General features: G+C 39.4%; 24 protein-coding genes. 9 read left to right on the top strand and 15 right to left on the bottom strand.

What is annotated here, in order from left to right:
* Window positions 1-13 precede the first annotated feature (13 nt).
* The gene (aat, locus tag ACOKFD_RS10535) at window positions 14-676 is read left to right on the top strand and encodes a leucyl/phenylalanyl-tRNA--protein transferase (RefSeq protein WP_422857894.1); all 663 of its coding nucleotides are present in this window, start codon (window positions 14-16) and stop codon (window positions 674-676) included.
* Here aat and ACOKFD_RS10530 read toward each other — a convergent pair.
* From ACOKFD_RS10530 to ACOKFD_RS10500, 7 genes are read right to left on the bottom strand one after another with little or no spacing between them, the layout of a single operon-like run.
* Entirely contained in the window at window positions 665-1,348 is a 684-nt protein-coding gene (locus tag ACOKFD_RS10530) for a DUF2490 domain-containing protein (protein ID WP_422857893.1), read from the bottom strand. The two genes, aat and ACOKFD_RS10530, sit on opposite strands and share 12 nt — an antisense overlap.
* Window positions 1,335-1,913, bottom strand: coding sequence for a hypothetical protein (locus ACOKFD_RS10525; protein WP_422857892.1), 579 nt, complete (start codon window positions 1,911-1,913; stop codon window positions 1,335-1,337). Before ACOKFD_RS10525 ends, ACOKFD_RS10530 begins: the two co-directional genes overlap by 14 nt.
* A complete protein-coding gene (locus ACOKFD_RS10520; RefSeq protein WP_422857891.1) occupies window positions 1,903-2,466 on the bottom strand; it encodes a DNA-3-methyladenine glycosylase I in 564 nt (187 codons plus the stop codon). The genes ACOKFD_RS10525 and ACOKFD_RS10520 overlap by 11 nt, the downstream gene beginning before the upstream one ends.
* A 43-nt stretch (window positions 2,467-2,509) precedes the next feature.
* The gene (locus ACOKFD_RS10515; RefSeq protein WP_422857890.1) at window positions 2,510-2,881 is read right to left on the bottom strand and encodes a hypothetical protein; all 372 of its coding nucleotides are present in this window, start codon (window positions 2,879-2,881) and stop codon (window positions 2,510-2,512) included.
* Window positions 2,882-2,892: 11 nt separating this feature from the next.
* Complete coding sequence (locus tag ACOKFD_RS10510; protein WP_422857889.1) at window positions 2,893-3,861, bottom strand: sodium-dependent bicarbonate transport family permease; 969 nt, start codon at window positions 3,859-3,861, stop codon at window positions 2,893-2,895.
* A gap of 6 nt (window positions 3,862-3,867) precedes the next feature.
* Window positions 3,868-4,161: a hypothetical protein gene (locus ACOKFD_RS10505; RefSeq protein WP_298996823.1), complete on the bottom strand. Its 294-nt coding sequence runs from the start codon at window positions 4,159-4,161 to the stop codon at window positions 3,868-3,870.
* Between the two features lie 24 nt (window positions 4,162-4,185).
* Window positions 4,186-4,407 carry a hypothetical protein gene (locus ACOKFD_RS10500; RefSeq protein ID WP_422857888.1) on the bottom strand — a complete coding sequence of 74 codons (222 nt, stop codon included), beginning with the start codon at window positions 4,405-4,407 and terminating at the stop codon, window positions 4,186-4,188.
* Between the two features lie 82 nt (window positions 4,408-4,489).
* Between ACOKFD_RS10500 and ACOKFD_RS10495 the strand changes: the two genes are divergently transcribed.
* Window positions 4,490-5,413 (top strand): LysR family transcriptional regulator, encoded by a 924-nt coding sequence (locus ACOKFD_RS10495; RefSeq protein ID WP_298996828.1) that lies wholly within the window; start codon window positions 4,490-4,492, stop codon window positions 5,411-5,413.
* Here the strand turns inward: ACOKFD_RS10495 and ACOKFD_RS10490 are convergent.
* The gene (locus tag ACOKFD_RS10490) at window positions 5,410-5,730 is read right to left on the bottom strand and encodes a hypothetical protein (RefSeq protein ID WP_422857887.1); all 321 of its coding nucleotides are present in this window, start codon (window positions 5,728-5,730) and stop codon (window positions 5,410-5,412) included. The genes ACOKFD_RS10495 and ACOKFD_RS10490 overlap by 4 nt on opposite strands.
* Window positions 5,699-6,109 (bottom strand): hypothetical protein, encoded by a 411-nt coding sequence (locus ACOKFD_RS10485; protein WP_422857886.1) that lies wholly within the window; start codon window positions 6,107-6,109, stop codon window positions 5,699-5,701. The genes ACOKFD_RS10490 and ACOKFD_RS10485 overlap by 32 nt, the downstream gene beginning before the upstream one ends.
* Window positions 6,110-6,251: 142 nt before the next feature.
* On the opposite strand from ACOKFD_RS10485, the gene ACOKFD_RS10480 reads away from it, so the two are divergent.
* From ACOKFD_RS10480 to ACOKFD_RS10455, 6 genes are all read left to right on the top strand, one after another.
* Window positions 6,252-6,938, top strand: coding sequence for a TetR/AcrR family transcriptional regulator (locus ACOKFD_RS10480; protein ID WP_422857885.1), 687 nt, complete (start codon window positions 6,252-6,254; stop codon window positions 6,936-6,938).
* Window positions 6,931-8,598 (top strand): peptidase domain-containing ABC transporter, encoded by a 1,668-nt coding sequence (locus ACOKFD_RS10475; protein WP_422857884.1) that lies wholly within the window; start codon window positions 6,931-6,933, stop codon window positions 8,596-8,598. The genes ACOKFD_RS10480 and ACOKFD_RS10475 overlap by 8 nt, the downstream gene beginning before the upstream one ends.
* Window positions 8,599-8,604: 6 nt before the next feature.
* Window positions 8,605-9,957, top strand: a complete 1,353-nt coding sequence (locus tag ACOKFD_RS10470) for an HlyD family secretion protein (RefSeq protein WP_422857883.1) — start codon at window positions 8,605-8,607, stop codon at window positions 9,955-9,957.
* Between the two features lie 34 nt (window positions 9,958-9,991).
* Window positions 9,992-11,356: a TolC family protein gene (locus ACOKFD_RS10465; RefSeq protein ID WP_298996845.1), complete on the top strand. Its 1,365-nt coding sequence runs from the start codon at window positions 9,992-9,994 to the stop codon at window positions 11,354-11,356.
* A 10-nt stretch (window positions 11,357-11,366) separates the two neighbouring features.
* Window positions 11,367-12,284, top strand: a complete 918-nt coding sequence (locus ACOKFD_RS10460; protein WP_298996847.1) for a YitT family protein — start codon at window positions 11,367-11,369, stop codon at window positions 12,282-12,284.
* A gap of 147 nt (window positions 12,285-12,431) precedes the next feature.
* Window positions 12,432-13,064 carry a thioredoxin family protein gene (locus ACOKFD_RS10455; RefSeq protein ID WP_422857882.1) on the top strand — a complete coding sequence of 211 codons (633 nt, stop codon included), beginning with the start codon at window positions 12,432-12,434 and terminating at the stop codon, window positions 13,062-13,064.
* Here ACOKFD_RS10455 and ACOKFD_RS10450 read toward each other — a convergent pair.
* From ACOKFD_RS10450 to ACOKFD_RS10425, 6 genes are all read right to left on the bottom strand, one after another.
* Window positions 13,047-13,718 carry a hypothetical protein gene (locus ACOKFD_RS10450; RefSeq protein ID WP_422857881.1) on the bottom strand — a complete coding sequence of 224 codons (672 nt, stop codon included), beginning with the start codon at window positions 13,716-13,718 and terminating at the stop codon, window positions 13,047-13,049. The genes ACOKFD_RS10455 and ACOKFD_RS10450 overlap by 18 nt on opposite strands.
* A 121-nt stretch (window positions 13,719-13,839) precedes the next feature.
* Window positions 13,840-14,538, bottom strand: a complete 699-nt coding sequence (gene truB / locus ACOKFD_RS10445) for a tRNA pseudouridine(55) synthase TruB (protein ID WP_422861020.1) — start codon at window positions 14,536-14,538, stop codon at window positions 13,840-13,842.
* Window positions 14,539-14,564: 26 nt separating this feature from the next.
* The gene (locus tag ACOKFD_RS10440) at window positions 14,565-15,359 is read right to left on the bottom strand and encodes an undecaprenyl-diphosphate phosphatase (RefSeq protein ID WP_298996855.1); all 795 of its coding nucleotides are present in this window, start codon (window positions 15,357-15,359) and stop codon (window positions 14,565-14,567) included.
* Window position 15,360: 1 nt separating this feature from the next.
* The gene (locus ACOKFD_RS10435) at window positions 15,361-15,624 is read right to left on the bottom strand and encodes a DUF3098 domain-containing protein (RefSeq protein WP_422857880.1); all 264 of its coding nucleotides are present in this window, start codon (window positions 15,622-15,624) and stop codon (window positions 15,361-15,363) included.
* A 9-nt stretch (window positions 15,625-15,633) separates the two neighbouring features.
* Window positions 15,634-16,512 carry a cell division protein FtsX gene (locus ACOKFD_RS10430; RefSeq protein ID WP_422857879.1) on the bottom strand — a complete coding sequence of 293 codons (879 nt, stop codon included), beginning with the start codon at window positions 16,510-16,512 and terminating at the stop codon, window positions 15,634-15,636.
* 85 nt (window positions 16,513-16,597) lie between these two features.
* Window positions 16,598-18,478, bottom strand: coding sequence for a T9SS type B sorting domain-containing protein (locus ACOKFD_RS10425; protein ID WP_422857878.1), 1,881 nt, complete (start codon window positions 18,476-18,478; stop codon window positions 16,598-16,600).
* A 96-nt stretch (window positions 18,479-18,574) separates the two neighbouring features.
* Between ACOKFD_RS10425 and ACOKFD_RS10420 the strand changes: the two genes are divergently transcribed.
* Window positions 18,575-21,457, top strand: coding sequence for a leucine--tRNA ligase (locus ACOKFD_RS10420; protein ID WP_422857877.1), 2,883 nt, complete (start codon window positions 18,575-18,577; stop codon window positions 21,455-21,457).
* Window positions 21,458-21,461 lie beyond the last annotated feature (4 nt).

The following is a 21,461-nucleotide window of genomic DNA, read 5'->3' as shown; positions in this document are numbered from 1 at the left end:
AAAAAATTGCAAAGTGGAAAAAGAGAAAAAAAATCTTCCGCTTTTCTTTTTGGGCGATAGATTGGAGTTTCCTCCTGTAAGCGCTGCAAATGAAGACGGTTTATTGGCTGTAGGTGGAGATTTATCTCCAGAACGGCTGGTATTGGCTTATCGCAATGGAATTTTTCCTTGGTTTAATGATGATGCGTTGATTTTATGGTGGAGCCCTGACCCAAGAATGGTTTTGTTCCCGGATAAACTCCGAATTTCAAAAAGTATGCGAAAAGTGCTTCGCGATGAACAGTTTTCACTCACTATCAATACTTCTTTTGACAGTGTTCTTGAGCATTGCGCAAAAGTAAACCGTAAAGGGCAGGAAGGAACTTGGATTACTACAGAAATAAGGAAAGCTTATAGGGAGCTTTTCGACAAAGGTTTTGCAAAATCTTACGAAGTTTGGCAAGATGGCACTTTGGTCGGAGGACTTTATGGAATAGATTTGGGACATGTCTTTTGTGGAGAAAGCATGTTTAGTTTGGTCCCCAATGCTTCCAAGTTTGCTTTTATAAAAATGGTTGAAGAACTTAAGCAGCTCAATTATAAAATAGTGGATTGCCAGGTGCATACCGACCATTTGGAAAGCTTGGGAGCAGAGCTGATACCAAGAAGTCAGTTTCTTGACTTACTAAATGGATAATTGGACTGAGGTCAATAGAAAAATTACATGTTGGATTTCTGGAGCTGTGTATTCTTCAAATCTGTACTCCACGCCCATTTGAAATTTGAATCCTTTTTCCAACTGCCAACCAATCTGACCATTAAGACGAAAATCGTACTGGGAAGACTCGCCTTTGGCAACACTTAATAGTTGTTCAGCGCTTCCTGCAAAATAAGGTTCTCCCAAGTTTAGTTTCTGACCTTTTAGCGGAAAATCAATAGCAAACCGATATCTAAACCGATGGGTTGTAAGATTGGTTGTGATACGTTGCTCACTTCTAAACCTATGTCCATATCGGATAGTTATGGGCCGATATGTAAAGTTGAATTGTTGGGTGAGTCTCAGTTCATTGGAAGCGTCTTCAAAGATATCCCTAAATCGATATTGAATCCCAAGAGCAACACTTTGATTCTCTTTGATGACCAACTTTGAAAAATGAATCAAATCCAACTGTCGGCTTCTGAAAGTGAAATCTTCATCTCTCAAAAAGAAAGAGCGATAGGCTATGGAAAAATTATGACCATATGTTGGTGAAACATCATAGTTGAGAGCCGCCTGAGGCTGCCAAAAACCCGTTACATTTTCTTGTGCATTCAAAGTAATGGAAAGCATGAGCCAAGTACAAAACCCTATGGCTCTAGTAAAGGACATGGTCATACTTTGAACGGATGGATTTGCGCATACTTACAAACTGTCCCTCGGAATTGAATAGAATTTCGAATTGTTCAAAACCTTTTGACCTCTTGCCAGATACAATCAACTCATAATTAATGTAGGGTAATATGAGATTTTGGAAAGCCTCAGTCAGGGTTCGTTTTGACGATTTGTCTTTAGCCGGATACTGCTGTTGTATCTTCTTGATTGTAAATTTTGAAAAGTTCTGTTTGAGGTATTGAACAATGTTGGACCAACTTTCACTTGGAATATCTATCTCTTTAATGATGAATTCCACATCCTCCAAAGAACCGGATTCGTCAAATTCAACACTATATCGCAATCGACCTTTTTTAAACTTGGCTTCATAGCTTTTTTTGTCCCCATCAATTTCTTGATAGTACCTAACCCGTTTTGCATCTTCCGTAAAAGGGGACAACTGGGTTTCAATACCTTTAGGAAGTTCAGAAGGGCTTATTTTATATTCTTTTTCGTTTTTGGTTTGGCCAAAACTGTAAAGATGAAGGAGGCAGAGAGCTATAAAAAAAAACTTATACTTCATTGTATCTAAAACAGTTCACTTCATGGTCGTTTACCATACCGATAGCCTGCATAAAGGCATAAACCACGGTGCTACCTACAAATTTAAACCCCCGCTTTTTTAAATCCTTGCTCAATGAATCTGATAAAGGTGTGGTTGCTGGGGCGTCTTTGTAATTCTTCCAAGAATTCTTAATGGGCATATTATCCACAAAACTCCAAATGTAATTACTGAAACTACCAAATTCTTTTTGAACCTGTAGAAAGGCATTGGCATTGCTTACCGTAGCATGTACTTTCAGCTTGTTTCGTATTATGCCAGGATTGGACAAGAGTTCATCAATCTTTTTTTGACCATAATGGGCAATCGTTTTGTAATCGAAACCGTCAAAGGCCGATCTGAAATTTTCACGTTTTCTGAGGACGGTTATCCAGCTTAATCCTGCTTGGAAGGTTTCGAGTATTAAAAATTCGAAAAGTGTGGCGTCATCTTTAACGGGAACGCCCCATTCCTCATCATGATAAGCTTCATAGAGTGGGTCTCCCACACACCATCCACAACGGTGTTTATCCATATTTGGGTTTTGGATAAAGATAGTTGAAAAAGTACTCTGTGCTTTATAGAGAAATCAATTCCCTGGCTATTACTGCATTATCTATATCGGCATAAATCTTTTTTAAGCCTTTATAAAATTCATTTTTATCCTTCCGTTGAAGGATGGCTGTGTATGTATTGTTTTTACGTTTAAGAATGCCGGTTATGGTCACTACTTGGTCTACCATCTGGTTACTGGGCAATTCTGGCTTGTGCAGATAATTGATTTTTTGTCTTAAAGAATTCCATATAAAAAGATAAGCGGCATTGGCGGGATTGCCCACCCTAAAATTTGCACCCAATTCCACTCGGTGTGGCTTAACTGGGATGGCTGAAGCTATTTTGTCGTTTCCGTGATTGGGAAATAGTGAGGGGCGCTTTCTTTTTATTTTCATGGTAATATCGATTAAGGTGAAAAACTTTGAATGGTAAACAGATAGAGAGGCATTCCCAATGTAATATTAAAAGGAAATGTGATGGCCAACGCCATAGGTATGTATAAGCTTGGATTGGCTTTAGGTGCTGCTATACGCATGGCCGCAGGAACAGCAATGTAAGAGGCACTAGCGGCAAGAATGGCAAAGAGAAAACGATTCCCCATACTCTCCGTTATAAATTGACTAAACCAGGCCACCAAGCAACCATTGATTATGGGCAGACCCACAGAAAAGAACAGGGCAAACTTTCCTTTCTTTACAAAGTCCCCAAGCTTTCGACCACTCATGATTCCCATATCGAGTAGAAATACGGCCAAGAAACCTTTAAAAATATCTGTAGTAAAAGGTTTTATACCTTCGGCTTGTTGTTCGTTGGCCAAAAAACCTATAGCAAGACTTCCTAAGATTAGTAGGACACTTCCATTGGTAACGGAGTGGTGTAATACCTTTCCAAAATCGCTTTTGTTGGTTCTGTTTTTTTGAAATAGAGCCATTAATAGTACTCCAACAATTATAGAAGGGGCTTCCATTAACGCCATTACAGCCACCATATGTCCTCCAAATTCTATAGTTTCCATTTCCAAAAAAGAGATGGCCGTAACAAAGGTCACTGCACTTACCGAACCATAGGAAGCGGCTATGGCACCGGAATTTTCCACATTGAATTTACGTCTCAATATGAAATAGGCGAAGACTGGTACTGAAACGGCCAAAAAAATTCCAAAGAAAAGGGACCAAACAATCTCCATGCTAAAATCGCTATGGGACAGCTCCAGGCCACCTTTAAAACCAATAGCAAAGAGTAGGTAAAGTGATATGAATTTTGATGAATTTTCAGGTATAGAAAGGTCGCTTTTCAACTGAACAGCAATGATGCCCAAAAAAAAGAAAAGCAAGGCTGGGTTGGTCAAATTATCGACCAAAAGGTGTAAGTCCATGTATTGTTATTCCTCCAAGGTAATGTTGAGAACGCCATCAATTCGTAGTCTTTTGCCTTCCCAGCGCACACTATTTATGAAGTCTTTGGCGATAGTTTTTTCTTTTTCAAGCTCTTGAATACGGTCATCAGGATATTTGGTGTTCGCATCTTTGTCTCCCTCACACCATGATAGACGTTGTAGCTTATGAAAATTAATTTTTTGCTCAAGCAGGGCAATAATAACATCAGAGGCTTCAGAAGGTGAAAATGTTCCATCTACCAACTGAATCTTTTGTTTTGTTTTTACAATTGTTTCCATTTCTTAGTTTTTAGATAATCGGGATTAAGATTTTTTTACAGCAGAGGCTACTAAAAGCGCTACGATAATTCCAGAACATAAAAGGATTTTGTCTAGAAATAGAGATCCATTTTGTAAGGATAGCACGATAAAAAAGCAAATCATGGCAATCAAAGTAGCTTTTGCGGCCCTACTTCGGTTGAAAGTCCATTTAACATTTTTGGTTTTGGATTTCTGTTTGTAGGGTAAAGAGATTTTTTCTTCCATGGAATATATTTTGGCGCAAAGGTTATACATTATTATTATATATCTTTATTTATATTTATTATTGTATAAATAAATTATTTTTATGAATTATACTTTAAACCAATTAAGAATATTCCTGAAAATAGTTGAAAAACAAAGCATTACAAAGGCTTCGGAAGAGCTTCATTTGACTCAGCCTGCAGTATCAATTCAACTAAAAAATTTTCAAAATCAATTTCCAATACCGCTTACAGAGGTTGTGGGCAGGCAGTTGTTTGTGACAGACTTTGGTAGTGAAATTGCTTCTGCGGCCAAGCGAATACTAAAAGAAGTAGACAGTATCAATTATAAGCTTTTGGCATATCAAGGGGAGTTAGCTGGACGCTTAAAAATATCAGTAGTGTCCACCGGTAAATATGTAATGCCTTATTTCTTATCAGATTTTGTAAGAGGAAACCCAGGAGTTGATCTGGTAATGGATGTAACCAACAAATCTAGGGTCGTTGAAACCTTGGAGGAAAACCAAGTAGATTTTGCCTTGGTAAGTGTATTGCCCCAACATTTGAATCTGAACAAAGTGAGTTTGATGAAAAATGTATTGCAACTGGTAGGCAATCCAAAATACTTTGAAAAAGTTAAGTTTGGAAAAAGTGTCTTTTCAAAGGACACACCGTTAATTTTTAGAGAGAAAGGCTCTGCAACAAGGGCAGCGATGGAAAGTTATCTTACCAAGCGAAGCATTACCGTAGGAAAAAAAATTGAGCTTACCTCCAACGAGGCTGTAAAACAAGCCGTAATCGCTGGTTTGGGCTGTTCCATAATGCCCTTGATAGGGGTGCATAGAGAGTTGAAAAATGGAGAACTTACCATCATTCCATCTAAAAGTCTCCCTATGATAACAACTTGGAATTTGGTTTGGTTAAAAAACAAAAAGCTATCTCCAGTGTCCGCTGCTCTTTTGGAGTATTTGGAAACAAACAAAGAAGAAATTATGAAAACTCACTTCCAATGGTTAGATAGTTATTAGGATGTTTCTTCTCTTGGTTTTGGAGTGATGGTAATTGTGCTTCGTATGTCCAGCACCAATCCATTGTTTCGAGCATCCAAAACAAGGTCGGTCACTTTCTTTTTAGCCAGTTTGAGTTCTTCTATTCTTTTTTCGGATTGCTCCAAATCCTTACCATCATGTTCTTGCAGATTTAAGAGTTGAACGCTATGAAATTTTATTTTATAGTTTAGTAAGGATAATAATACATCGGCTGATTCTGCAGGTTCAAAAATACCTTCTACAAGACGCACCTGATAAGAAGCATCATAAACCGGATCGTCTTTTTTCGTCTTCAACCAATTTAACACCTTGCTTTTCATTTTTTGGATTGTTAGTTAGAATAGCTTTCAAAGTAGGTCTGTATCCATAAAAGTTTCGACCATCTTCCCTTCTAAGCACCACTTGGGTTCTACCGTCTCTTAAAACCTCCATCTGGTCTACAATAACCATGGCTCCATTGAAGTTAAGACGCATTCCAAAACCAGATGTGGTCTTCAGGGAATTTTCCATAACTATTATTTGAGACTGGGGAATCTCTACTATCAAACCACTTTCTGAATCGCCCCTACTTTCAGAAAAGTGCTCGAAACTTATGGATTTAAAATGTTCTTGCGCATTGAGTAATGAGCAAAACAAAAAAGTAATCGGAATTATATAAAGTAATCTTCTTTGCATAGGCTTGATTTTCAGTAAACTGTATAAAGATAGTTTTAATTGCAAATAAAAAAGCATTACTATTGTTAATAAGTAGTTAAACTATTAATATATGATAGTAATACTGTTATATTTGCGTTCGATTTAATGAAAGTGTTTTTATATGGAAAGATTGTTGCATTCGATACGAATAAGTATAAATGACAAAATCTATGTGAAAGATCCCGAATCATCCGATTTAGGAAAACGAATCATAGAGCAGAGCATTCTGATGATTGATGAAATGGGTTTTGAAAGCTTCACCTTCAGAAAACTGGGAGAACGTATAAAATCTAATGAAAGTTCCATATACCGATATTTTGAAAACAAGCACAAACTCTTGTTGTATTTGGCATCTTGGTACTGGGGATGGCTGGAGTACAGAATGGTGTTTGCCACAAACGGTATTACCAACAAAAAAGAAAAACTGAAAAAAGCTATTGAGATTTTGACCCAGACTGTGGAACAAGATGTCTCATTTTCCCATATCAACGAGGTGCTATTGAACAAAATAGTAATCAACGAATATTCCAAATCCTATTTAACTAAGGAAGTGGACCGTGAGAACAAGGATGGTTATTTTATTATCTACAAGAGGCTTATCAATCGTTTGCACGATATGATTGTGGCCTTAGATGGGAATTATCCTTATCCCTCAAGTTTGGCCAGTACAATTTTAGAAGGTTCACTCCACCAATACTTTTTGAAGGAACACTTCCCTATGTTAACAGATTGCAACGACGTAACCACACCAACTGAATATTTTATGGATCTGGCTTTTAGGGCCCTTAAACCAACAGTAAATGGCTAAAAATATATTAACGGCGTGGCAGCGCCTTTTGGGACTTCTTGCTTTAGATAAAAAAGATGTTCTGCAAATCTTCTACTATGCAATTTTTGCAGGAGTGGTCAATTTATCCTTGCCTTTGGGGATACAGGCCATTATCAACCTTATACAGGGAGCCCAAGTAAGTACTTCATGGATCATATTGGTTATTTTGGTCACCTTGGGGGTCGCTTTTGTAGGCATACTCCAGTTGATGCAGATAAGAATAATTGAAAACGTTCAGCAGAAGATTTTCACAAGGTCTTCTTTCGAGTTTGCGTATCGGTTTCCTAAGATAAAAATGAGTCAGCTCCTTAATTATTATCCTCCTGAGTTGGCAAATCGTTTTTTTGATACACTTACTGTTCAAAAGTCGCTTTCAAAGATTTTGATTGATTTTCCGGCGGCACTCTTACAAATCATATTTGGATTGCTCTTGCTTTCCTTTTATCATCCCTTCTTCATCATTTATGGTATTCTGCTCATCCTTTTGATATATGTGGTATTTAAATTCACTGCGCAAAAAGGTCTGGAAACTAGTTTAGATGAATCCAAAAACAAATACAAAGTGGCCCATTGGCTTCAGGAAGTTGCCAGAAGCTTGGTCAGTTTCAAGCTTTCAGGAAAGACTTCACATGCCATAGATAAAAACGACACTTTAGTGGCAAAGTATCTTGATGCACGTGAAAGCCATTTTAAGGTTCTCATTCTCCAATTTATACAAATGATTGGGTTTAAGGTATTGGTTACTGCTGGACTTTTACTTATTGGAGGTCTTCTGGTTCTCAACCAAGAAATGAATATCGGACAATTTGTTGCTGCTGAGCTTATTATACTTTTAGTAATCAGCTCTGTTGAAAAACTGATTCTTGGACTTGAAACCTTCTATGATCTATTGACATCTTTGGAAAAGCTAGGTCAAGTGGTCGATAGGGAATTGGAGCCTTTGGAAGGAGAGCGTCCATTTTCTGAAAATGATGGTTTTACCGTAGAGTTGCAAGATGTGTCCTATCACGTGCCTGATAGGGATAAAAAAATCATTGACGATATCTCTTTGACAATCTCCCCTACATGTACCATTTTACTGCAGGGCCCCAATGGGTCTGGTAAGTCAACATTACTGAGGTTGATTGCAGGGATAATAGAACCAAACCAAGGAAACATTTTTGTAAACAACGTTGCCCTGCAAGGATTGAATTTGAATTATTATCGCTATCATCTTGGGCAGTCCCTTACGGAAGAGTCACCTTTTGAAGGTACAATCTTGGATAACATCACCTTTGGCGATAAGGATATTTCAAAAGATGATGTATACTGGGCTCTTGAGAAAACGGGACTGACTGAATTCGTGAAAGAACAGCCACAGGGATTGAACACCATATTGTATCCGGAAGGGAGACAAATACCCTATACCATATCCAAGAAAATAGTTTTGGCACGAAGTATTGTGAGAAAACCCAAGCTTTTGATTTTGAAAGATCCACTAGATCAATTCACAGAAGAGGAGGCAGTTCGGATTATGGACTTTTTAACCGACCCCTCAAATGGATGGGCTTTGGTTGTGGTAAGTCAAAACCCAAAATGGACAGATCGTTGCGGTCGCATCATTACAATTGAAAACGGAAAGTTGATTAACGAAAGATAAAACACCATGCTCAATATATCACATAACAAGTTGAACCAGAAGGTGGATATCACCGGACATAAAGCCGGAATAAAGGTTTTTCACAGAAGGCACTATAAGCATTTTAATCGTTTTTTGGCCGCTTTTTCAATTATCCTCTTGATAATACTCTTTCTGCCTTGGACACAGAATATCTCAGGGGATGGTTTCTTGACAACACTTAAACCCGATCAAAGGCCGCAGACCATTCAATCACCTATTCCAGGGCGTATTGAGCAATGGTATGTGCGTGAAGGAGATTTTGTAAACAAGGGAGATACTATTCTGCACATTTCTGAAGTTAAAAGTGAATACTTTGACCCTAACCTTGTGGCCAGAACGGGGCAGCAGATAAAGGCAAAAGAAATGGCGGTAACGTCCTACGAAGAAAAGGTGAAGGCTTTGGGGACTCAAATTCAAGCTTTGACCAAAGAACGACAGTTAAAATTGGAACAGGCCAGGAACAAGTTGTTGCAATCTAGGCTCAAAGTACAGAGCGATAGCATTGATTTGGAAGCGGCTAATACCAATATCTTAATTGCCCAGCGTCAATTTGACCGGACTACGCAGTTAGAAAAAGAGGGTCTTAAAGCGGTGACCGATGTTGAAGAAAAGCGCCTGAAATTACAAGAGACCCAGGCCAAATTGATTTCACAGGAGAACAAGCTTCTTACCAGTAAAAATGAGGTAATCAATGCTGAAGTTGAGATTAATAGGGTTCAGGCCGAGTATGCCGATAAAATAGCCAAAGCCCGCAGTGATAGGTATACCGCGCAATCCAATCAGTTTGATTCCGAGGCTCAGGTGACAAAGTTGGAAAATGAGTATACCAATTATGAGATTAGGAATGATCTCATGTACATACGCGCTCCCCAAAATGGTTTTATCAATAAAGCACTGCAATCAGGAATAGGCGAAACCTTTAAAGAGGGGGACCGTTTGGTAGGTATTATGCCCTCTAATTACGAAATGGCTGTTGAGACCTTCGTTGAGCCTATAGATTTGCCTTTGATGCATTTGGGAGAGAAAATACGAATCCAATTTGATGGATGGCCTGCAATTATATTTAGCGGCTGGCCCAATGTGTCTTTTGGAACCTTTGGAGGCAAAGTGGTAGCCATTGAGACCTTCATCAGTGATAATGGAAAATACAGAATCTTAGTGGCACCCGACCCGGACGAAGCTCCCTGGCCCAAGGATTTAAGGGTTGGTTCCGGAGCGTTTACCATGGCCTTGTTGGAAGATGTTCCAATTTGGTTTGAGTTATGGCGACAGATCAACGGATTCCCACCAAATTATTATCAACCTGTAAACGGCAAGTCCGATGTGGCAAAAAAATAGGAACTACTTTTTCATCCTGTTCTCGTTCCTTGCAATGAGCTCAGGATTATATGGCCAGCAAGATACGGTAGTCCTTAAGTTTAAGGAGTTCTTAGGCTATGTCAAGAAGTACCATCCGGTGGCTAAACAGGCACAGTTGACCATTTCCATAGGTCAGGCTAATCTGATGAAGGCTCGTGGAGGTTTTGACCCAAAAATTGAGGTGGATTATAATCGGAAAGAGTTTTCAGGGACTGAATATTGGGACCGCTTGAATGCAACCTTTAAAATACCCACTTGGTATGGAATAGAGCTTAAAGGTAATTTTGAACAGATTCAAGGCGAGTTTACCAATCCGGACGAATTCTTGCCAGATGACGGATTGTACAGTCTTGGGGTTTCTTTCTCTTTGGCGGATGGTTTTTGGATTAACGAGCGTATGGCTACCCTAAGGAAAGCCAAGTTCTTTAGGGAGCAGAGCAAAGCCGACCAAGATTTATTAGTCAATGAAATTTTGTATAAAGCATCATTGGCCTATTTTGATTGGTTAAGGGCATATCAGGATGCAAGGATTTTCCAGGACTTTTTACAAAATGCCGATAGACGATTTCAAGGAATCAAAAAAAGTGCATTGGCCGGCGATATTGCTGTAATCGATACGGTTGAGGCTAAAATTGCTGTTCAGAATAGAGCTTTGAGTTTGGAGCAAGCAAGGGTAAAACTTATGAAACGCTCTTTGGAGCTATCCAATTTTTTATGGCTCAATGATTTGCCAGTTGAATTACAGGCTAATGTGGTCCCAGATGACGGCGTTGAAGAGGACATTGATGAAACCTTAGAAATTATGGGTAGACCCTTGGATAGTTTTACGCTGGAGAATCACCCAAAAATACAATCGCTGGAGTATAAAATTGATGGTCTTGTGGTTGACAAGAGACTGAAAGCGAACAAATTATTGCCCACCTTAGATGTAGAGTATAATTTTTTAACTGAGACTCCGGGGAATATTGGTTCCTTGGAAACCAATGAATTCAAAGGGGGGGTGGTGTTTAGCGTACCTATATTTTTAAGAAAAGAACGGGGAGATTTAAAATTGGCAAAGTTCAAGTTACGAGATGCTGAATTTGAGAGGGATAATGCCTTGGTGGAGATTCAGAATAAGGTAATTGCGATTTATAGGGAATTGGATTCGTACACAACCCAAAACCAATTGATTGCAGATATTGTGAGGGATTATGGTACGCTGCTATCTGCTGAAGAACGAAAATTCAGTTTTGGTGAGAGCTCTCTGTTTTTGATTAACTCTCGGGAGAGCAGTCTCATTGATGCCTTTTTAAAACAAAATGAGGTTCAGAATAAGTTCTTCCTCACCAAAGCCATGTTGTTCAAGAGCTTGGCCATAAACCCAGTGGACTTATAGATGGTGAAGCATGACTCAAAAGAAAACAGTACTGGAAAAAAGCAGCAAGCAAAGGAATAAAAACTTTAAGCTATCAATTTCTTCTGGCGTAAAGGATACCTTCTTTATTGTTTCTGGAATATTTTCCGCTGCCTTTGGTCTGGAGAGTTTTCTTTTGCCCAATCGATTTATTGATGGTGGAGCCACTGGTATTTCTCTATTGATTTCCGAGGTTGCCGATGTACCCCTTTGGGCACTCATAATTTTGGTCAACATTCCATTCTTGATAATGGGTTATAGGGTCATTGGAAAGCAATTTGCCATAAAAGCGGTAATCGCTATTTTAGGTCTGGCTTTAACTCTTGTATTGGTTACTTTTCCCGAAGTTACCCAAGATAAGTTATTGGTGGCGGTTTTCGGCGGGTTCTTTTTAGGGGCAGGTATCGGACTTTCCATTAGAGGTGGAAGTGTACTTGATGGCACAGAGGTTCTCGCTATTTTTCTCAGCAAAAAATGGGGTGTAAAGATTGGCGACGTCATCATTCTAGTTAACCTTGTCATTTTCTTAGCAGCCGCTTATCTTTTATCTATAGAAGCGGCGTTATATTCCATGCTAACCTATTTGGCTGCATCAAAAACGTTGGATTTTGTGGTTGAAGGAATTGAGGAATACACCGGAGTTACCATCATTTCACAAAAGAGTGAGGAGTTGCGTGAAATGATTATTGAGACGATGGGCAGAGGATTGACCATTTATGATGCGAGAGGAGGATATGGAAACAAGGGGGAACAAATGAAGTATGAGGTTATTTACACAGTTATTACCCGACTGGAGATTCGTAAACTATATCTTGAAATCGAAAAAATTGACGAAAAAGCCTTTGTGATAATGAACAGCATTAATGACACCAAAGGTGGAATGGTGAAGAAAAGATTTCTAGACCATTGAGCAAATCATCTCGGTAAAATGATGTGTAGGGATACTGGTAGTTTCTTCAAATTGAACCCACCTGTAAGTTTTTCTCAAATAATCCAACAAATGATAAAAATCAATAAATGAGCTGTTCGTAAGAGCTACATTTGAAAAAACATACATATGGATACAGTTGTGGAGAACCAAAAGGGAGAAGTTTTGGATTTAGTGCTTTCAGGAATAGAAAAAGGCATGTCTTACCAAACGTATAGAGAATTGGTACGGGATTTAGCAAAAAAGCGTGCCACCACAGGACCTGAACAACTGGAGTCTCTTATCAATTATACAGAATTGAACGACCGAAGAATGGCGCGTTGGGACAAAACTTTGAAGATTTCTGAAGAAACAAAGCAAACAATCGCTAATCTAGATTCAAACTTGGTGTTTTTGGTGTTGAGCGAAAGCTGGTGTGGAGATGCATCGCCAAGCTTGCCTGTAATTAATAAAGTTGCAGAGCTGAATGAAAATATTGACCTCAAAATTGTATTACGGGATGAAAATCTACCATTAATGGATAAGTTTTTGACCAATGGTTCCCGTTCTATTCCGAAGTTAATTGTATGGGATAAGGATAAAGAAGAAGTTGTTGGAGATTGGGGGCCAAGGCCAAATATTGCTGCGCAAATGGTTGAGGATTATAAAAAAGAGCATGGAAAATTGACCTCAGAGTTCAAACAGGACCTACAAGTATGGTATAACAAGGACAAGGGACAGAATACCCTTGAAAATTTGACACAACTACTTGCTTTGATATAAATAGGTAATAGTGCCTATCTGCGAGTTTTTTGAACCTCGATTGAAACGTGCTTTAAGTGCGTATTGAATGGCATTGTCTACCAAACACCCATTACTTGTGCTGGAGCTTTGGTCATTAAAATTAGCTTCGGTAACATAACCGTTTTGATCCACTTTAATGTTTATAACTACTTTTCCCCCTTCAATACAGGTGTAAATAGGAGGAGGTAGCGAATAGGCGTTTCGGTCTATCAAGGAATAGGAAATGGAGGTCCTTTTGTCTTTTAAGGCGTTTGTAAAGGTTTCTTTTTGCTCTTCGCGTTCGGAGAGTTGTTGTTTCTTTTCCTGTCTTTGTTCGGCCAACTTTTTTAAATTCTCGGCATACGCCTCATCGGAAGCAGATAACTCTCCAGCATCACTCGTTAAAGCCCGTTCTTCCATGAGCTCTTCCAAAGTTTTTAGAGGTTCAGGATTACCAACTGTAGGTTTGGCAGTTTCGTTTAGGGCCATATGACTTTTAATGGGATCATTATTGGCGAGTTCTTCGAGTCTTTTTTCCTCTTCTTCCAATAACTTCTCAATATCCTCATCGGCCAAACTTAACTCAATCACATACTCTTCCTCCTTCATTCCTCCAAGGTGGATGTTGTACAATAACAATATAACCAACGCCATGGAGAAGAAGGTGATTAAGAAAGATAACTGTTGACGGTTAAGATTCATGGTGCTATAATAACCTCTTTTTTTTTAAAATATTTTACTATTAGCTTTTCCCTAACTCCTTTTTCTAATGATTTTAACCATTACCTTCAAGATTTTGCCTAAAAACCTCAGGGGTAACAGCTTTAGATACGTTGAAATCGCCTATTTTGGTTCTTCTGAGCATAGTCAAATGAGCACCAGAATTTAGGGCTTTTCCAAAATCATGTGCTAATGAACGTATGTAGGTGCCTTTACTGCAAACTACCCGAAAGTCTATCTCTGGAATGTCAAAACGGGTGATTTCAAAAGTGTGTATTTCTATAACTCTCGATTTTATTTCTACTTGCTTTCCTTCCCGAGCATATTCATAAAGCCTTTTCCCATCTTTTTTTAGTGCCGAGAACAAAGGAGGCTGCTGCTCAATTTTCCCAATGAAATTTGGTAGAATTTCTTGTATATCCTCCTCCTTTATATGTGAAGTTGGATACGTATGGTCCACTTCGGTTTCCAAGTCATAGGATGGTGTGGTCGCTCCTAGGGTTATAGTTCCGGTATATTCTTTAATTTGCCCTTGAAGTTCAGGAATTTTTTTGGTGAATTTGCCAGTGCAAATAACTAAAAGTCCCGTGGCTAGAGGGTCAAGTGTGCCTGCATGACCAATCTTGAACTTTTTGTTGAGGTCAAACTTTTTTCGAATGGCCCACTTTACAGCATTCAATGCTTGGAAAGAACTCCATTCATAAGGTTTGTCAATCAATAAAATTTGTCCTTCTAAATAATGTTGTGCTGAAATCACGAGCAAAAATAGAGGATTTTAGACTACCCCCAAATGCTCCAGGCGATCGCAATAAGGCCTACGATGAAGCAATAGATGGCAAAATAGGAGAGTTTGCTTTGGCGAACCAATTTAATCATCCAGGTACACGCGGCCAAACCGGCAACGAATGCTGCTATAAAACCTGCGCTAATGGCAACGGTCTGGTCTCCAGCAAAATGAATGTCGCCACTTAAGAGGTCCTTGGCCATTTTTCCGAAAATTAATGGGACCACCATCAAAAATGAGAAACGCGCTGACTTTGATTTGTCCACACCCAATAAAACTGCCGCCGAAATAGTAGCTCCACTTCTAGAAATTCCAGGTAAAATGGCAACAGCTTGTGCTATGCCTATGACAAATGCACTGCGATAAGAGACTCCCTTATCCGTTGTTTTGGCCATATCCGCCAGATATAAAAGAAATCCTGTAATGAGCAACATTATGCCAACTATGATAATGGCTCCATCAAAAAAGACCTCTAAAAAATCTTCAAGAAAGAAACCGACCAAAGCGGCAGGAATCATTGAGATTATAATTTTTAAGGAGAATTGGGTTTCTTCATTCCACTTAAATTGAAACAATCCTTTAAAAATCTCAATAACATCCTTTCGGAATACAATGATGGTGCTCAATGCAGTTGCAAAGTGCAAAATAACCGTAAATAAGAGGCTTTCTTCTGGTATTGCATCGGCTCCAAGAATGGCTTTTCCCAATTCTAAATGACCACTTGAGGATACTGGTAAAAACTCAGTTAAACCTTGGATAATACCAAGGATTATCGCGTCAATAACGTCCAAATTACTTTTTCTTTTTGTGAGGATTCAACAATATGGCATATACTTGAATGCCCAGTCCAATAAGAACCAGAGTCGGTGCCAAACGTATTCTTCTAAAATTATAGATATCCGGATTGAAGACATTGGGGTCGTCGCTTCCGCCTCCGCTCATCAAAATAAAGCCCAATGCTATGAAGGCGAGTCCGATGAAAAGAAATAGATAGTTCTTTCTTTGAAAAACAAACTCTTTTGACGGTTCTTTTTCCTTCTTATTTTTCTTACTCATGTTGTAAAGTTAATAATAAAGATCATCAGTCCTTAAATTCAAAAAACGTTGTGTTGCTACGTGCGTGCTCAGCCAAGATATCAAGACCCCAAGAGCAAAAACAGAGACAAACAGTCCGATAAGGCTTACCAACTCTTGAAATAGACTTAGCTCGGGGAAGTTAAGGTTTACATAATACACCACAATAGCGAGCGCAATTAAAGCAATTAAGGCCCCCAGCATGCCCAGTTGAATATTTGTCCAGATGAAAGGTTTTCTGATAAATGTTTTTGTAGCACCCACCATCTGCATTGTCTTGATGATAAATCTCTTTGAATATATGGAGAGGCGAATAGAGCTGTTTATCAATAATACCGATATAAAAGTAAAAACTCCGCTTGCAATCAATATCCAAAAACTAATTCGCTGCACATTATCGCTAAGCAAAGAGATGAGGGGTTGATCATAGCTCACCTCATCCACATAGGTTTTTGAGGCAATTTCATCGGCTATCTCTGAAATTTGCGTAGGAGACACAAAATCAGCCTTGAGATTTACATCAATGGAATTTTTGAGGGGATTATATCCTAAAAACTCCACAAAATTCTCGCCAATGTCCTCACTATATTGCTCTGCGGCATCCTCTTTTGAAACGTAATTTGCAGATTTGGTATACTCTGCCAGAGCCAAACTTTTTTGAAGTTGCTCAATTTCCACGGGCTTAGCGTTATCTCTTAAAAAGATGGAAACAGTTATTTGCTCTTTGAAGTGGTCTGCCAACTTTTTGGTATTCAATACCAGAAGACCTAGTACACCCAATAAAAAAAGAACCAAAGCAATACTTAGTACTACGGAAAAGTAGGATGAAATTAGACGTCTTCTTTGATAGCGTTCAATATATTGGCTCATAGGGCAAAATGAATACGTAAAAATAGGAAAGTAATCAGTAAGACCTAAAGAGATCTACTTTTTGATGTTCAATACACGTGTTTTTTTATCGTTTTAGCGTAAAATGCCCCGTAAATTGATTTTCTCCCACCTGAATTCGGTACCAGTAATCACTTTCTGGCAAAGGATGGCCGTTAAAGGTTCCATTCCATGAAAAATCAAAGCTGGAAGATTGGAACAGTAGTTTAGAAGTTCGGTCAAAAATGCGAATTGAGAATGTATCGAAAGGTTGGACTCCTTCTGGTGAGAAACTGTCATTTATGCCATCACCATTTGGAGTAAAAAATCTTGGGATTACAATATGTATGAATTGAAAAGCAACAGGGTCGCATACGTCTTCACTTCGCACAAAGATAGTATAGTTGCCACCCAGAAGATTTTCAAAAACAGATTGTTGTTGGTATACAAAGCCATTTAAGGAATATTCAAAACCACCCTCGTTTGCTACAGTAACAACAATATCCCTATGGTCTGAATTCACTTTTTCAATGATTGGTCTGTCAATTTGGATAAGGTCTATTTTTTTTGTGTTGGAACACCCATTTACATCTGTGACCGTAACTTGATAAACTCCTGGGGTACTTACATTAATTTCCTCTGTGGTTTGACCGGTATCCCATAAATATGTAGCATTTGGGAAACTGGCAGAAAGCATAATAGATTCTCCTTCGCAAAAGCTAAACTGCTCATCTGTTAAAACAGGTAAGTCAAAAAAAGCAATGGAAACTGCTGTTCTTTCATTTGAAATACATCCCGCCTTGCTGGTCAACGCTTCCGCATAGAAGGTTCCGTCTACCGAAGTTTCGTAGTCCGTAGTGTTGGAGGTCAAAAGTGTTCCGCCAACAGGTGAATCGTACCAATTTACCAGTACCCCCTCTGGAACAGATACCGAAACACTATCAAAAGTAGCACCACAAACGGTTACATTGCCCAAACTAACTGGGGCATCTGGCCTGGGAATAACTGAAACTTCGAAAGTGTCGGAAACTATATTGCAACTTGAATTTGCTAAATTAAGGGGATCTTCCGCGACCTGTACTCGATAAAATGTTGTGGTATTTAAAGAAGGGGCTGTATAAGTGGAATTGTTCTCACCCAGGATGTCTGTCCAATTTTCTCCATCCGAGCTCACCTGCCATTGATACACATGGCTTTGAAAAACTGAAAAATCGGGGGTGGCGACCAGTGTTGTGGAAACCGGAATTTCATCTTCGCAAACATCAATAAAAGTATTGTTGGTTGAATTCGCAACCGATATGTTATCACCACAAGTTCTGAAAACAATATCGTCTATGGCCAAATCATTTCCGCACCCTCCATTGCCATTATTTGACATTAGTAAAATAACTGAAGTCTGTCCAACTTGGGTAGTAAATACAAGTCCAAATTGATTCCATACCGGAGTATTTGTAGAATTGATTTCACCAGTACTTCCCGAAGCTAGAACTTGCGTTCCAGTACTATCAAGAATTTCAAATTTCACATTTATGGGTATTGGTGTTCCAGGACATTGGGAAACTCTAGGTAGTAGATTTAATAGCCATGCAGAAAATTCGTAGGAGGTGTTTTCACAAAGACCGATGATACTACGATTGAAAAAAGTATCCGCAGTAAAACTGGCGTTTACAATAAAAGACTTTCCATTTACATCCCCAGGAGTATGGTCCGTGGTATCAAACCAATCAAAGTAATTGGTTCTGCCGGATATGGTATAGTTTCCATCATTGGGTTCCAACGGGCCTCCTTCCACATAATTATAGGTGGTGGTACCTGGTGGTAGAGGAGGGCCATCCTGAATTCCAGTGCCAAAAGTTTCGGTAAAGATGGGGTCGCCGGAGTTACCTCCGCAAAAGCCTAATTGTGCATGGGAAGTATGTGCAAAAAGGCACAATTGCACTAGGAAGAAGAGATATCTGATTTTCAGCAATTTCAATTTTTTAAAGCGGTGACATAGAGGGTACTTTATCTTTTTCGATTTGGGGGATTAAACCTATTTTTGCCAACCATAGGAGAAATATATAAAATGAACTACAATTTCAGAGAAATTGAGGCCAAATGGCAAAAATATTGGGCTGAAAACGAAACCTTTAAGGCGAGCAATCAATCGGATAAACCGAAATTCTATGCGCTTTCCATGTTTCCCTACCCTTCAGGTGCAGGACTTCATGTGGGGCACCCTTTAGGGTATATTGCAGGAGACATCTATGCTCGTTTTAAACGACACAAAGGGTTCAATGTGCTTCACCCTATGGGCTATGATTCCTTTGGACTCCCTGCGGAACAGTATGCTATTCAAACCGGACAACATCCAGCCATAACTACGGAAACCAACATAAATAGGTATCGGGAGCAATTGGACCAGTTGGGATTCTCCTTTGATTGGAGTCGGGAAGTGAGAACTTCGGACCCAAAATACTATAAGTGGACACAGTGGGTATTCATTCAATTGTTCAATTCATGGTACAATAAAACTTCAGATACGGCAGAGGATATTTCAACATTGATTTCCCTTTTTGAACAAGATGGAAATACAAAAGTTAATGCCGCTTGTGATGATGACACTCCAGTGTTTGATGCTGAAGATTGGTCAGGGTTTTCTGAAAAGACCCAACAAGAGATTCTTTTAAAGTATAGATTGACCTATTTGGCGGATACTGAGGTAAACTGGTGTCCAGCTTTGGGTACTGTATTGGCAAATGATGAAATTGTAAATGGCGTTTCCGAAAGGGGAGGGCATCCCGTTATCCGAAAAAAGATGACCCAATGGAGCATGCGTATTACAGCCTATGCGCAACGTCTTTTGGATGGCCTGGACACTATTGACTGGCCTCAGCCACTTAAGGATTCCCAAACCAATTGGATTGGGCGTTCCGAAGGAGCTTCTGTCACCTTTAATGTCATTCCAAGCCCGGAAGTCACTTCGAGCGCAGTCGAGAAGTCCGAAATCGAAGTTTTCACTACGCGACCAGATACCATTTTTGGGGTCAGTTTTATGACCTTGGCCCCAGAACATGAATTAGTGGCCAAGATTACCACACCTGAGCAAAAAGATGAGGTGGAAGCTTATGTAGAAGCTACAGCCAAACGTTCCGAGCGCGATAGAATGGCAGATGTAAAGACTATTTCTGGGGTGTTTACAGGTGCCTATGCTGAACATCCATTTACCAAAGAACCGGTTCCTATTTGGATTGGGGACTATGTTTTAGCGAGTTACGGAACCGGAGCGGTCATGGCCGTTCCCTGTGGTGACCAAAGGGATTATGATTTTGCGAAGCATTATAACATTTCAATCCCCAATATTTTTAAAGGGATTGATATTTCTGAAGAGGCTTTTGCTGATAAAGCGAATACCATAATAGCGAACTCAGATTTTCTAAATGGGTTGTCCTACAGGGAGGCTACAACCAAAGCGATTGCTGAATTAGAAAAACTAGATCAAGGTCAAGGAAAAATAAATTACCGTCTTCGCGATGCTGTTTTTAGCAGACAGCGGTATTGGGGAGAGCCTTTTCCGGTGTATTATGTAGACGATATGCCTCAAATGATTGCTTTAGAGCACTTGCCTTTAGAACTTCCTGAGGTGGAAAAGTACCTTCCTACGGAAACTGGGGAGCCACCTTTGGGCAATGCAACAGATTGGGCTTGGGATACGGAACAATGTACAGTGGTCAGTAATCAATTAATCAATGATTCCACTGTTTTTCCATTGGAGTTGAACACCATGCCTGGTTGGGCAGGGAGCTCCCAATACTTCAATAGGTATATGGACCCTCACAATGATGAGGCCATTTATTCCAAAGAAGCCATTGGATATTGGCAAGATGTGGACCTATATATAGGAGGAAGCGAACATGCTACAGGGCACTTGCTGTACTCACGCTTTTGGCAAAAATTCTTATTTGATAGAGGAGTTGCCCCCAAAGAAGAGTTTGCCCAGAAGTTGATTAATCAAGGGATGATTACAGGGACAAGTGCTTTTGTTTATAGAACAAAAATTGAAGACAAAGTAACCTTTGTGTCTAAATCAAGAATAAAAGAATATGCAGGATTTTTAGTGGAGAACGGAGATGATTTAAGGCCTGAAAAATACGATGCTCTTCAAAAAATCCATGCTGACGTGTCATTGGTCAATTCCTCTGATGAATTGAATATTGAAGCATTCAAAAAATGGCAACCTGAATATAGGGATGCCGAGTTTATTTTGGAAGACGGGAAGTATATAGTGGGTCGTGAAATTGAAAAAATGTCCAAATCCAAATACAATGTCGTCAATCCGGATTCTATTTGTGAGGAGTATGGGGCAGATTCTCTTCGTTTATATGAGATGTTCCTTGGGCCTTTGGAGCAATCCAAACCTTGGAACACGGCTGGAATAACCGGAGTGCATTCCTTCTTGAAAAAGCTCTGGAAACTTTATGGCAACATAAACGATGCTGAACCGTCTGCGGAGAACCTAAAGACACTTCACAAAACCATTAAAAAAGTAGAAGAGGACATAGAGAACTTTTCATTCAACACCTCTGTTTCCACTTTTATGATTTGTGTGAATGAATTGACAGCACAAAAATGTACAAGTAAATCCATTTTGGAACCCTTGGCGATTCTGGTTTCGCCCTATGCACCGCATATTGCCGAAGAGCTTTGGGAGCGTTTGGGTCATTCAGAATCCATTGCAAATGCGCCATTCCCAAACTTTGAAGAAAAGTATTTGGTAGAGAGCACAAAGGAATACCCGATTTCCTTTAATGGTAAACTTCGCTTTAAATTAGAGCTACCTTTGGATATGGGCAAAGATGAAATTGAAGCAGTTGTGATGGCCCATGACAAAACCAAGGAACAATTACAAGGGCGCGAACCCAAAAAAGTAATTGTGGTTCCAGGAAAGATTGTCAATATCGTAGGCTAGCTCT

This window comes from Flagellimonas ulvae, from assembly GCF_049333175.1.
Classification (GTDB): Bacteria; Bacteroidota; Bacteroidia; order Flavobacteriales; family Flavobacteriaceae; genus Flagellimonas.
The sequence above is the reverse complement of the archived record's forward strand: the minus strand, read 5'-3'. Positions and strand labels throughout refer to the sequence as shown.

Bases quoted from the DNA above. Each gene is read 5' to 3' on its own strand.
- ACOKFD_RS10530 (WP_422857893.1), bottom strand. From the start codon at position 1,348: ATGTCCTTTACTAGAGCCATAGGGTTTTGTACTTGGCTCATGCTTTCC.
- ACOKFD_RS10525 (WP_422857892.1), bottom strand. From the start codon at position 1,913: ATGAAGTATAAGTTTTTTTTTATAGCTCTCTGCCTCCTTCATCTTTAC.
- ACOKFD_RS10520 (WP_422857891.1), bottom strand. From the start codon at position 2,466: ATGGATAAACACCGTTGTGGATGGTGTGTGGGAGACCCACTCTATGAA.
- ACOKFD_RS10515 (WP_422857890.1), bottom strand. From the start codon at position 2,881: ATGAAAATAAAAAGAAAGCGCCCCTCACTATTTCCCAATCACGGAAAC.
- ACOKFD_RS10510 (WP_422857889.1), bottom strand. From the start codon at position 3,861: ATGGACTTACACCTTTTGGTCGATAATTTGACCAACCCAGCCTTGCTT.
- ACOKFD_RS10505 (WP_298996823.1), bottom strand. From the start codon at position 4,161: ATGGAAACAATTGTAAAAACAAAACAAAAGATTCAGTTGGTAGATGGA.
- ACOKFD_RS10500 (WP_422857888.1), bottom strand. From the start codon at position 4,407: ATGGAAGAAAAAATCTCTTTACCCTACAAACAGAAATCCAAAACCAAA.
- ACOKFD_RS10495 (WP_298996828.1), top strand. From the start codon at position 4,490: ATGAATTATACTTTAAACCAATTAAGAATATTCCTGAAAATAGTTGAA.
- ACOKFD_RS10485 (WP_422857886.1), bottom strand. From the start codon at position 6,109: ATGCAAAGAAGATTACTTTATATAATTCCGATTACTTTTTTGTTTTGC.
- ACOKFD_RS10480 (WP_422857885.1), top strand. From the start codon at position 6,252: ATGGAAAGATTGTTGCATTCGATACGAATAAGTATAAATGACAAAATC.
- ACOKFD_RS10475 (WP_422857884.1), top strand. From the start codon at position 6,931: ATGGCTAAAAATATATTAACGGCGTGGCAGCGCCTTTTGGGACTTCTT.
- ACOKFD_RS10470 (WP_422857883.1), top strand. From the start codon at position 8,605: ATGCTCAATATATCACATAACAAGTTGAACCAGAAGGTGGATATCACC.
- ACOKFD_RS10465 (WP_298996845.1), top strand. From the start codon at position 9,992: ATGAGCTCAGGATTATATGGCCAGCAAGATACGGTAGTCCTTAAGTTT.
- ACOKFD_RS10460 (WP_298996847.1), top strand. From the start codon at position 11,367: ATGACTCAAAAGAAAACAGTACTGGAAAAAAGCAGCAAGCAAAGGAAT.
- ACOKFD_RS10455 (WP_422857882.1), top strand. From the start codon at position 12,432: ATGGATACAGTTGTGGAGAACCAAAAGGGAGAAGTTTTGGATTTAGTG.
- ACOKFD_RS10450 (WP_422857881.1), bottom strand. From the start codon at position 13,718: ATGGCGTTGGTTATATTGTTATTGTACAACATCCACCTTGGAGGAATG.
- ACOKFD_RS10435 (WP_422857880.1), bottom strand. From the start codon at position 15,624: ATGAGTAAGAAAAATAAGAAGGAAAAAGAACCGTCAAAAGAGTTTGTT.
- ACOKFD_RS10430 (WP_422857879.1), bottom strand. From the start codon at position 16,512: ATGAGCCAATATATTGAACGCTATCAAAGAAGACGTCTAATTTCATCC.
- ACOKFD_RS10420 (WP_422857877.1), top strand. From the start codon at position 18,575: ATGAACTACAATTTCAGAGAAATTGAGGCCAAATGGCAAAAATATTGG.